Origin of the sequence: Myxococcus sp. XM-1-1-1 (assembly GCF_020037095.1) — a bacterium.
In the GTDB taxonomy this organism is placed as follows: domain Bacteria; phylum Myxococcota; class Myxococcia; order Myxococcales; family Myxococcaceae; genus Myxococcus; species Myxococcus fulvus.
The window spans coordinates 1-12,731 of sequence record NZ_JAIQDH010000049.1; the positions used below are offsets into that span (position 1 = coordinate 1).

The 12,731-nt window shown below is 71.4% G+C and carries 1 protein-coding gene; it reads right to left on the reverse strand.

The window, feature by feature from the left end; translation table 11 throughout:
- Positions 1 to 12,731 (reverse strand): non-ribosomal peptide synthetase/type I polyketide synthase (locus K8640_RS42165; RefSeq protein WP_223752249.1); only part of this gene is annotated, 12,731 nt, incomplete at both ends.

Below are 12,731 nucleotides of genomic sequence, written 5' to 3' on the forward strand. Positions count from 1 at the left end.
AGGGTGCTTCCCTCGAAGCGGACCGCCTCCGCCTCCGGTGTGCGTCGCACCTGCGCCTCGATGAGCGCGTGCAGCGTTGCCTCCTTCGGGTACGCCTCCGTGCGTCCCTGGAACCCCACCAGCACCTGCTGCCGCTCCGCCTCACCCATCAGCGGCAGGCGCTGCACCGGCAGGTCCGGAGATGCGACGACGGCGCGAGCGAGCACGGAGAGGTGCTCGACCAGTCGCTTCATCGTGGACTCATCGAACAGCTTCGCCGCGTACTCGAAGCGGCAGTGGAGCTCGCCCTGGCCTTCGACGACCTCGAAACTCAGGTCGAACTTCGACGTCCCGGTGGCGACATCCAGCTGGCTCAGCTTGAGCGTCTGGTGCGACGTCTCCGCGGGCGGCGTGTTGATGACGTTGAGGACGACCTGGAAGACGGGCGTGCGGCTCTGGTCCCTCGGCGTCTGGAGCAGCTCGATGAGCCGCTCGAACGGCGCATCCTGCCGGGAGAACGCGCCCAGGGACTGCTTCTTCACCCGGCCCAACAGCTCACGGAACGTCGGGGCCTCGGTGAGCTGGGTGCGCATCGCCAACGTGTTGACGAAGCAGCCGATCAACCCCTCCGTCTCGGGCTGCGTACGACCCGCGATGGGGATGCCGATGGCGAAGTCGTCCTGGCCCGCGTGACGACCCAGGAGCGCCTGGTAGAGCGCCAGCATCACCATGAAGGATGTCGCGCCTTCCTTGCGGCCCAGGGCGAGCAGCGGCTCCGCCACCTCGCGGCCCACCACGAAGCGCAGGCTCCCACCGTCGTAGGACTGCACCGCCGGACGCGGCCGGTCCGTGGGCAGCTCCAGCGCGGGGACTCCGAGGAGCTGCTCCTTCCACCAGCGGAGCTGCCCGTCCAGCACCACGCCTTCCAGGTACTCACGCTGCCAGACCGCGTAGTCCGCGTACTGCACGGGCAGCTCGGGCAACGGCGACTCGATGCCCGCGTTGTAGCAGGCGTAGAGCACGGACATCTCGCGCGCGAGCACCAGCGAGCACCACGCGTCGGAGATGACGTGGTGCATGACCAGGTTGAGCACATGGTCCTGTGGCCCCATGCGCAGCAGCACGGCGCGGATGACCGGGCCGCGCGCCAGGTCGAACACCCAGGCGCCTTGTTCCTCGCAGCGGCGAAGCATCGCGGCTTCACGGGCCTCGGGCGTCTCGCCGGGCACGTCCTCCAGCGGCATCGGCAGCCCGGTCGCGGGCTGGACCACCTGCGTCGCCCCCGTCTCGGTGAGCTGGTACGTGGTCCGCATCACCTCGTGACGACGCATCAGCTCGTCGAGCGCACGCTGGAGCGCGGCGGTGTCCAACGGGCCCACCAGCCGGAAGCTGGAGCTGTTGTTGTACGCCGTGCTCGTGGGGTCCAACTGCTGGAGGTACCAGAGGCGCTGCTGCGCGAACGACAGCGGCAGCGGCTTGTCCCTGCGCGCGCGTGGAATCCCCGTGGGCACGGCGGGCGCGGCGACAGGGCGAGCCTCGGTCCGCACGGGCGGCGGGGCCTTGGCGGCCGGGGCAGGGGCCTTGGGAACCGGGACGTTGACCGGCTCCAGACGACCATCCGCGCGCAGTCGCGCGTGGCGTCCCGTGCGGAACAGCTGGGACGACGCGCCCTTCGGATGCGCCACCAGTCGACGACGCTCCTCTTCCTCGGAGCGCCACAATCCGGAGGGAAGACCCGCGCCCTCCAGCGCCAGCTCCCCGACGACGCCCACGGGCACAGGCAACCCCGCGGTGTCGAGGATCCATGGGCGCAGCCCCGCTGGCACGCGCTCATCGGGAGCACGCGGCAACAGCGCGCCCTCACGTGGCGCACCCGCGAGCAGGACCTGGAGCCCGGAGCTCTTCGCGAGCGCCGTGGCCAGCTCGGCCGAGGCCCCATCGAGCACCAGCGCGCCCACGGGGCTCAGCGCCTCACGGGCACCAGGCAGCTCGGTCAGCGTGCGGGCCAGTCGCGCCGACGTGTGCAGCAACACCTGGCCGGAGCGACGCGCCAGCTCCAGCACCTCGCTCACGCCCTGGTCGCCTTCGACCACGACCTGCTCCTGGCGGGACGCGGCCTCCTGCACCAGCTTCTGGCGGAGCACCGCCAGCTTCTCCAGGCCCTTCAGGACGATGGGCGTGTCCAGACCGAAGTCGATGAGCGCGGCCACCTCGTCCACGTCCGCCTCGCGGACATCGAGCAGGCGCTTGAACCCGCTCTCCACGGTGCCGATGAGGCCCGTGCCCTTCGCGTGGTGCTCGAAGGTGTGCTCCAGGAGCGTGTTGATGTCCTCCTCGGAGACCTTGTCGATCTCCCCCTGGTGGCCCTGGGCCGCCAGCAGCGACGCGGTGATTTCGGCCGAGCTGCGGAAGTAGCCGAGCAGCGGCTTTCGCACCGTGCGCAGCACCTCCTGCTCGTCGTCACCGATGAACGCGTGCAGCATCACCGTGATGTGGCCACGGCCCGGATGACCGTTGCGGCGCCACGCCTCGCGGTACATCGCGACCTTCCACTTCAGCTCGTCGATGGACTGCGCGAGCAGGCCCGTGAGCACGCCCGCGCCCACCTCGCCGGCCAGACGGAAGGTCTCCGGGTTGCCCACGGCCGTGAGCCACACGGGCAGCTCGCGCTGCACGGGCTTCGGACGCAGGGCCACCTCCACCGTCACGCCGCCGCCGCCCACGCGCTTCTGCTTCTCGCCCCGCCAGAGCGAGCGCAGCGTCTCCAGGTGCTTCATCAGGACGTTGCGGCGGTCCTCGAAGTTCGCCGGGGCGAAGGAGAAGTCCGCCACGTGCCAGCCCGTGGCCACCGACAGGCCCACGCGGCCGCCGGAGAGGTTGTCCACCACGGACCACTGCTCGGCGACCTGCATCGGGTCGTGCAGCGGGAGCACGACGCTGCCGGAGCGCAGCTTCAGGTTCTTGGTGACGGTGGCGATGGCCGCGGCCACCACGGCCGGCTGCGGGTACAGACCGCCGAACGAGTGGAAGTGCCGCTCCGGCGTCCACACCGCGGAGAAGTCATGCGCGTCCGCGAACTTCGAACCCTCGATGAGCAGCTCGTACTTCGGTCCCGTGAGCGAGTCCTCATCGTTGGCGAAGTAGATGAGGCTCATGTCCATCGCCTGGGTGCGCGGACCACCGCCCTGGAGCCGCACCAGCCGGGCCGTGACGGCCTCGGAGGGGAAGGCCACGCGCAGGCCGCGCGAGAGCGCCCACAGCATCTCCAGCTCCGGCCGCTCGGTCGACGTGTCGAGCGCCGCCAGCCAGGTGCCGCCCTCCGACGGACGCAACCGCGCATCCATCGCGATGAACAGGTCCGCCAGCGCGTGGTGGTCCAGCGTCCACGCGGGCTGGTTCGTCCCCGAGGGCAGCAGCCACGCGGGTGCGTTCGCGCGAGTCACGCTCGGGTTCACCGATGCGGTGGTCTCCAGTTCCTCCACGTACAGCACGCACGAGGCGTCCAGCTTGGAGGACGTGACGACACCGCGCCACGTGATGAGCAGGGGCGTCGCGGCATCCTGGGACGCATAGGTCGACAGTCGCCCCAGGTCCGTCGCGCCCAGGGCCACGGCCGCGCCACCCGCGTCGAGCACACCCCAGAGGACCGCCAGCTTGTCAGGGGAGGGGGGCAGGCAGACCGCGACGGTCGCACCGTTCTTCAAGCCGCTGGCGCGCAGTCTCGCGGAGACGCTCGCCGCGCGACGGGACAGCTCCGCCCAGGTCCAGGACTTCTCACCGACGAGCGCGGCCACGGCGTTGGAAGCCCGCTTCGCCCGCTCGGCGAGCTGTGCCGGGATGGAGGTGATGACCTGCGTGGGGCGTGGTGCGGGCCACGCGGAGCGCTCGGCCTCGGTGACGAGCGGCAGTCGGGAGACCCGCTCGTCGGGCCGGGCCATCGCGGACGCGAGCAGCACGTGCAGATGGTCGACCAGGCCCTGCGCGGTGCTCGCGTCGAACAGCTCCGTCGCGTACTCGAGCGCGCCGTGGACCCGGCCGGACTCGTCACCCAGCACGAGCGTCAGGTCCGACAGGGTGGTGCCCCACTGCACCGGACCGTCCGGGACCTCGACGATGGAGCCGCGCACGCCCGTCATCTCCAGGGCCGCGGCGCCGCCGCTGATGCCGCTGTGGAAGACGAAGACGGTGTCGGCCATGCGGCCCCGGCCGATGTCCTTGCCCGGGATGAGCGCTTCGACCAGGTACTCGTAGGGAACGTCCGGACGGGACTGGACCTCGTTGAGCTCCTGCTTCACGCGGTTGAGCAGGTCCCGGAACGTCGGGTCATCCGCGAAGCTCGTGCGGAACGCCGCCGAGTGCGCCACGTAGCCGATGAGCGGCAGCAGCTCCGGCCGGGTGCGGTTGCCGATGGGCGTGCCGACGATGATGTCCGTCTGCCCGCTGTAGCGGTGCAGCAGCGTCTGCCACGCGGCGAGCACCAGCATGTACGACGTGTAGCCTTCGCGCTTGCCGAACGCGCCCAGCTCGCGGGCCAGGGCGCGTGGGAACTCCACGGGAAGACGCACGGAGGTGAGCGGGCAGCTCGCCGGACGCTTGCGGTCCGTGGGGACGTCGAGCTGCTTGGGCATGCCCGCGAGTCGCTGACGCCACCAGGACTCCTGCTCGGGGAAGCGGCCTTCGAGGATGCCGGTGCGCTGCCAGGCGCCGAAGTCCGCGTACTGGATGGGGAGGGGAGGGAGGGGCGACGGGCGGCCCTGCTTGAAGGCGCCGTAGAGCTGCATCAGCTCGTTGATGAAGAGCGCGGTGGACAGCGTGTCGCAGACGACGTGGTGGATGCTGCCCAGGAGCAGGTGGTGCTTCGGCTCCAAGCGCAGCAGGACGGTCCGGATGACGGGGCCCGTCACCAGGTCGAACGGCAGCATCGCCTCCTCGCGGGCCAGCCGCATCGCCTCGTCCTCGCGACGGGCAGGCGTGTCCCCGGCGACGTCGACGATGGGCAGGGGGATGCGCACGTTCTCGTGGAAGCGCTGCACGGGACGGCCATCCACCACGTCGTACGTGGTGCGCAAGGCCTCGTGCCGACGGACGATCTCCTGGACGGCGCGCTCCAGCGTGGCCGGGTCCAGGTCTCCCTCGAGCCGCAGCACGAAGGGGATGTTGTACGCGGACAGGCCGGGCAGGTGCTGCTCCAGACGCCACACGCGCTCCTGCACGTAGGAGAGCGGCAGCTCGCCCGTGCGAGGCAGCGGAACCAGCGGGAGTTCGCGCGTCGGCGCCGCGGCGGGGGCCTGTCGCAACAGCGGCTCGATGCGCTGGGCGATGCCCGCCACCGTGGGGGCCTCGAACAACGCGGCCAGGGGGAGCTGGACGCCGAAGGCTTCACGGACCTGGTTGAGCAGCTGCGCCGCCATCAGCGAGTTGCCGCCGATCTCCAGGAAGTCGTCCTCACGGCCGACGAACTCCAGGCCCAGGCGCTCGCGCCACAGACCCGCGAGCCGCTCCTCGATGGGCCCCCGAGGCGCGTCTTCACGCACCGGGGCGACGGGCTCGGGCTCCTGAATCGAAGGGGGAGGCTCGGCGGGGGCCACCGGAACCGCGCGCAGCGACGTCATCGCTGGCGCAACCACCGGAGGCAACTGCGGCGCGATGCCCGTCGATGAAGCTGGCGGCGCGAAACCTGTCGACGCTGAGGCCGGCGGAACAAGGCCCGTCGGCGCAGAATGCGGCGCGAAGCCCGGAGACACTGTGGGCGGCGCGAAGCCCGTCGACGCAGGCGCCCCGAAAACCGTCACCGCAGCAGGCGGCGTGACGCCGGTCGCAGCAGGCGGCGCGAAGCCCGTCGACGCAGGCGACACGAGATCCGTCGGCGCAGCAGGCGGCGTGACACCCGTCGACGCAGCCAACCCGAAACCCGTCGACGCAGCCAACCCGAAACCCGTCGACGCAGCAGGCGGCGTGACGCCCGTCGCAGAAGGCGACTCGAGACCGGTCGCGGCAGGCGACCCGAAGCCGGACGACGAAGCCGGCGGCCCGAAGCCAGTCGCGACAGGCGACCCGAAACCCGTCGACGCAGCAGGCGACGCGAAGCTTGGCGACGCGGCAGCCGATGGTACGAGGCTCGGCGACGTAGGACGTTGCGGCTCCATCCCGGGCGACAGGGTCGTCACGGCCTGCGTCTCCGCGACGGGGAGCGGCGCCCCCGAGGCGGCACGGAGCTGCACGGGCTGCTGGGCCACCATCGCGGGCACTGTCTGCGCGCCCGGCTTCGCATCCACCCAGACTCGCTTCTCCTGGAACGGGTACGTGGGCAGGTGCAGCCGGCGTCTCTGCTCGTGGGCGAAGAAGGCGGACCAGTCCACCTCCACGCCCTGCGTCCACAGCTCACCCACGGACGCCAGCAAGCTCGCGTCCTCCGTCGTGGAGGCGCTCCGACGCAGCGTCGCCAGCGCCTTCACGCGGTCCTTGTCCTGGCCCAGCGACGCGCGCACCAGCGGCGTCAGGTCCTGACCGGGGCCTACCTCCAGCAGCACGCTGCACCCATCCTCGAGCAGCGCCCCCACCGCATCCGAGAAGTACACGGGCTGACGCATCTGGTCCGCCCAGTACTGCGGCTCGGCCAGTGCACCGCGCTTCGCCCACGTGCCCGTCACGCTGGACGCGTAGCGCAGCGTCGGCTCCGAGCGCGTCAGCGACGCCACCACGCGCGACAGCTCCGGCATCAGCGGCTCCACGTCCGCCGAATGGAACGCATGCGGCGCGGGCATCCGCACCACGCCCACGTCCCGCGCCTTCAACGTCTCCTGGAGCGCCTCCACCTCCGCCACCGGACCCGCGACGACGCAGCGGTCCGCCGCATTGACGGCGGCCAGTGACAGCCTCCCGGACAAGAGCGGCTGAACCTGCGACTCCGGCATCGCCACCGCGAGCATCGCCCCCGGAGGCATGCGGTGCATCAGCTCACCCCGCGCCACCGCGAGCTTCAGCGCGTCCTCCAGCGACAGCGCCCCCGCCACGCAGGCCGCGGCGTACTCACCGAAGCTGTGCCCCAGGACGGCATACGGCTTCAGGCCCCAGTCCATCCACATCCACGCGAGGGACACTTCGACGGAGAACAGCGCCGGCAACGCCACCCGTGTGTCCGCGAGCAGCGACGCGTGTCGCGACTCCTGCCCAGGACCCGACGTCAGGAGCGTGCGCACGCGCTCCCGCAGCTCCCCGTCCAGCAGCGCCAGGCACGACTCCAGATGCCGGCGGAACGTCGGCTCCGTGTCGAGCAGTTCGCGCCCCATGCCGAGCTGCTGCGTCCCCTGACCCGGGAAGATGAAGGCCACGCGGCGACGGCGCGCGGCCTCCAGGTCCTTGAGCTTCGTGGGCGTGAAGGGCTTGAGGAGCTGACGGGTCAGCTCGGCCGCGTCGCGGGCCACGACGACGCGCCGGTGCTCGAAGCCCTTGCGGCCCACGGCGAGCGTGAAGGCCGCATCGGCCACGGCCAGCGCGTCACCCTGGGCCTCCGCATGGGAGGCCAGGTTCTTCGAGGCCGCGTCCAGCGCCTCGGGCGTGCGCGCCGACAGGACGAACAGGTGGTGCTTGCGTGAGCTGGAGCCACTCGGAGACATCGGAGCTTCCTCGAGCACGGCGTGGGCGTTGGTGCCACCAATGCCGAAGGAGCTGACCGCGGCACGCCGCGGCGACTCGCTCCTCGGCCACGGCCGAAGGGTGGTGTTGACGAAGAACGGGGTGGCGTCGAAATCAATCTGGGGGTTGGGGCGCTCGAAGTGCAGGCTCGGCGGGACCTCTCCGTGCCGCAGCGACAGCGCCACCTTGATGAGGCCCGCGAGGCCCGCCACCGTGTCCAGGTGGCCGACGTTGGACTTGAGCGAAGCCAGGGCGATGGTGCCCTTGTGCTCGGGCCCCAGGCCGTAGGCGCGCTGGAGCGCCGTCACCTCGATGGGGTCGCCCAACGGAGTCGCCGTGCCGTGCGCCTCCACGTAGCCGATCTCCTCCGGCTTCACGCCCGAGCGCGCGAGCGCCTGCCGGATGACGGCCGTCTGGCCCTGCACGCTGGGCGCGGTGAAGCCCGACTTGTCGCGCCCGTCGTTGTTGGTCGCCGTCGCGCGAATCACCGCGTGGATGGAGTCCCCATCCCGCTCCGCGTCCTCCAGTCGCTTGAGGACGATGCAGGCCACGCCGTTGCCGGAGACGGTGCCCTGAGCCGCCGCGTCGAACGAGCGGCAGTGCCCGTCCGGCGAGAGGATCATCCCTTCCTGGTACACGTAGCCGGTGCGCTGCGGCACCGACAGGCGCGTCGCGCCGGCCATCGCCACGTCGGACATGCCCGCCAGCAGGTTCTGGCAGGCCAGGTGCACGGCGACGAGGCCCGTGGAGCACGCGGTGTGGATGAGGACGCTCTCACCCGTGAGCCCCAGCTTGAAGGACGTCTTCGTCGCCAGGCTCTCGTGCGTCGCGGTGCCGTAGAGCTCGAACAGCGCGGCGCCGTCCAACGGCACCGTGGCCCGCACCGCCTCCGTGTAGCCGGAGTCGATGGCCCCCGCGTACAGCGAGATGGCGCCCGGGAAGCGCTCGGGGTCGATGCCCGCGTCCTCCAGCGCCGTCCACGCGGACTGCAGGAACACGCGCTGCTGCGGATCCAACCACTGCGCCTCGCGCAGGGACATGTCGAAGAACGCGTGGTCGAACCGGTCCGCGCCCTCGAGCACACCACCGGCCGGGACGAACGCCGGGTGCTGGCTCAGCTCGATGCCCTCGGGCAGGCCAGGCATGCGCTCCAGCTCCTCGGGCTTGAACCGGGAGATGGACTCGACGCCCTCGCGCAGGTTGCGCCAGAACGCGTCCACCGAGCCCGCGCCGGGGAACCGACCCGCCATGCCGATGATGGCCACGGCCCCCGTCGTCGACGGACGTGACACCGGCCGATCCGGCGCCGGCACCGACTGGGGCGCGGTCGCCGCGGCCACCTCCGCGCGCTGCTTCTCCAGGGCTCGCGCCAGCCCCTGGACCGTGGGGTGCTCGAACAGCCACACGACGGGAACCGACTGACCCAGCTCTTCGCGCAAGCGCGCCGCGATGCGCACCACGGAGAGCGACGTGCCACCCAGCTCCTCGAACAGGTGGTCATGCACGCCGACGCGCTCGGTGCCCAGCTCCCGCGCCCAGACGGCGGAGATGCGCTCCTCCAGCGGATTGGCCGGCTCGACGAAGCGCCCCTGACGCCCCGTGGAGGCGGCGTCCGGCTTGGGCAGCGCCTTGCGGTCCACCTTGCCCGTGGTGCTCAGCGGCAGCGAGGGCAGGGTGACGATGATGGACGGCACCATGTACTCGGGCAGCCGCTGCCGCAGGCCCGCGCGCAGGTCCGTCGTGTCCAGCGACTGACCCTCTCGCGGCGACACGTAGGCCACGAGCCGACGATCTCCCGGAACGTCCTCGCGGACGACGGCCACGGACTCGTGCACCGCGGGCTGGGCGGCCAGCGCGGCCTCCACCTCGGACAGCTCGATGCGGAACCCGCGAATCTTCACCTGATGGTCGGTGCGGCCGATGAACTCCAGCACGCCCTCGGGGCGCCAGCGCGCCACGTCGCCCGTGCGGTAGAGCCGCTCACCGGGCTGGGTGCTGAACGGATGCGGGACGAAGCGCTCGGCCGTGAGGTCCGGGCGCGACACGTAGCCGCGCGCGAGCCCCACGCCTCCCAGGTACAGCTCGCCCGGGACTCCCACGGGCGCCAGTTGCATGCGGGCATCCAGGACGTAGGCCGTGGTGTTGTCGATGGGCGTGCCGATGGGGAACGAGCTCCCCGACGGCATGGGCCCCGTCAGCGCGTAGTTGGTCGCGATGACCGAGCACTCCGTCGGCCCGTACGCGTTGATGATGGGCACCCGCAGCGAGGCCAGCGCCCGGTGCGCATGAGGCACGGAGAGCACCTCGCCGCCGACGTGGAGCTGTCCCATCCGGGCCAGGATGTCCGGGCGGTGCTCCACGAGCTGCGCGAAGAGGCCGGAGGGCAGGTGCGAGAAGGAGACCTCGTGCCGCGCCATGACCTCGCCCAGGCGGTCCAGGTCACTCGGCACCGCGTCGGCCGGGAAGAGGACCACGCGGCCACCATGGAGCAGTGACGGGCAGACCTCGAGCACGGAGCCGTCGAACGAGATGGGCGCCAGCAGGATGCTGGTCTCCTTCGCGCCGAAGCGGGCATAGGGCTCCGAGTAGCACAGGCGCATCAGGCCCCGGTTCTCGATGGCCACGCCCTTGGGGCGCCCCGTGCTGCCGGAGGTGAAGATGACGTAGGCCAGGTTGCGAGGGCCCGCGTGGGACACCGGCGCCGTGGTCGGCCACGACTCCAGCTCCAGTCCCTCGACGAGCAGGCGCTCGGGCCCCGCGTCCGGCAGGGTCAGCTTGTCGCCCAGCACCCGCGAGGTGAGCAGCAGCGAGGGCCGCGCGTCCTCCACCATGAAGGCGAGCCGCTGCACCGGGTACGCCGCGTCGAGCGGGACGTAGGCACCTCCGGCCTTCATGACGGCGAGGATGGAGACCACGACATCGAAGCCGCGCTCCAGGCACACGGCCACGAGCACATCGGGCCCCACGCCCTTCGAGCGGAGCAGGTGCGCGAGCTGGTTGGCCCGGGCCTCCAGCGCGCCGTAGGTCATCCGCTGGTCGCCCGACTCCAGGGCGATGGCCTGGGGACGCTGGCTCGCCTGTCGGGAGAAGCCCTCCACGAAGGTGGTGTCCGCGGGGTAGGGCCGCGTGGTGTCGTTCCACTCGGTGACCAGCTGGTGGCGCTCGTCGGCGGACAGCAGGTCCAGGGTCCAGAGCGGCCGGTCCGGAGCGGCGACCAGCGCTTCGAGCAGGTTGCGCAGGTGGCGGGCGAGGCGCGCCACGGTGGGCGCGGTGAACAGCTCGGTGCTGTACTCGATGACGCCGCGCAGGCCATCGGCCTCCTCGACCAGGACGAGGCCAAGGTCGAAGCGCGCCGTGTCGTTGTCCACGTCGAGCTGACGCAGGGTGAGGCCCGGCACGCGCATCGTCGGCGTGGGCGTGTTCTGGAGCGCGAACACCACCTGGACCACGGGGCCGCGGCCCAGGTCACGCTGGGGTTGGAGCTCTTCGACGAGGCGCTCGAAGGGCAGGTCCTGGTGCTCGTAGGCCGCGAGCGTCGTCTCGCGCACCTGGGCGAGCAGCGCGCGGAAGGACTCCTCGGGACGCACGCGGGCGCGCAGCACCAGCGTGTTGACGAAGAAGCCAACGAGTCCCTCCAGCTCGCCATGACGACGCCCCGCGATGGGCGAGCCGACGAGCAGGTCCTCCTGGCGGCTGTAGCGGGAGAGCAGCGTCTGCCAGGCCGCGAGCAGCGTCATGAACGGGGTGGCCCCGGCCTGTCGACCGAGCGCGACCACGCGGTCCACCAGCTCACGCGGGAGCTGGATGGGATGCGACGCGCCTTGAGGTGTGCGCATCGCGGGACGCGGCAGGTCCGTGGGCAGGTCGAGGACGAGGGGCGCCCCGGCGAGCCGCTGCTTCCACCAGTCGACCTCCTTGGCCAGCGTGTCGCCCTGGAGCCACTGGCGCTGCCACGCCGCGAAGTCGACGTACTGCACGGGCAGGGGGGAGAGGGCAGGGGCCTTCCTCGCGGCGAAGGCCTCGTAGGCCAGCGCCACCTCGCGCACCATCACCGCCAGGGACCAACCATCCGAGACGATGTGGTGCATGACCAGCACCAGGACGTGCAGCTCATCGTCCAGCTTGAGCAGCGCGGTGCGCAGGAGCGGGCCCGTGGACAGGTCGAAGGGCTGACTGGCCTCCTCGGCGGCGTACTTGCGCGCGGCGGCCTCGCGCTCCGGCGGCGCGACGTCCGACAGGTCCGTGAGCGGCAGCGACCAGGGCCTGTGCGGATGGAGCGTCTGGACGGGCTGACCGTCCTTCAGTCCGAAGGTCGCGCGGAGAGGCTCGTGGCGGGACACGAGCAGGTCGAGCGCCTGTCGCAGCGCCTCCGGGTTCAACGCGCCCTCCAGCCGGATGGCGCCGGAGATGTTGTACTGCGTGCCTCCGGGCTGGACCTGGTCGAGCAACCACAGGCGCTGCTGCGCGAACGACAGCGGCAGCTCGCCATCGCGCGGGATGGGCCGCAGCGGGGGCACCTGTGACGGTGCGTCGCGGAACAGCATCCCTTCCTCGACCAACTCCGTGACTCGGGCCACGGTGGGCGCGTCGAACAGGGCATGCACGGGCAGCTCGACGCCGAACGTGGTGCGCAGGCGCGAGACGAGCTGGGTGGCGAGCAGCGAGTGTCCGCCCAGCGCGAAGAAGTCATCGTGCAGGCCCACACGCTCGACGCGGAGCAGCTCACGGAAGGCGGTGGCGACGCGCTGCTGGAAGGGGGTGAGACGTTCGGGTGCGGAGGGCACGGCGGGGCCTCCCGGGGTCGGGGGTGCCACGGGGGCCGGGAGCGCCTTCCGGTCCAGCTTCCCACTCGGGGACAGCGGGAAGGCCGGGAGGACGACGAAGGCCGAGGGCACCATGAAGGTGGGCAAGCGCGTCGACAGGAAGTCCTTCAATCCACTCGTGTCGGCGGACGGAGTGGACTGGGTGACGTAGGCGACGAGGCGCTGGTCGCCCGGGGAGTCCTCGCGCACGAGGACCACGGCCTCTCGCACCGAGGCGTGTGACAGCAGCGCCGCCTCGATGTCTCCCAATTCAATCCGGAAGCCTCTGAGCTTCACCTGGAAGTCCGAGCGGCC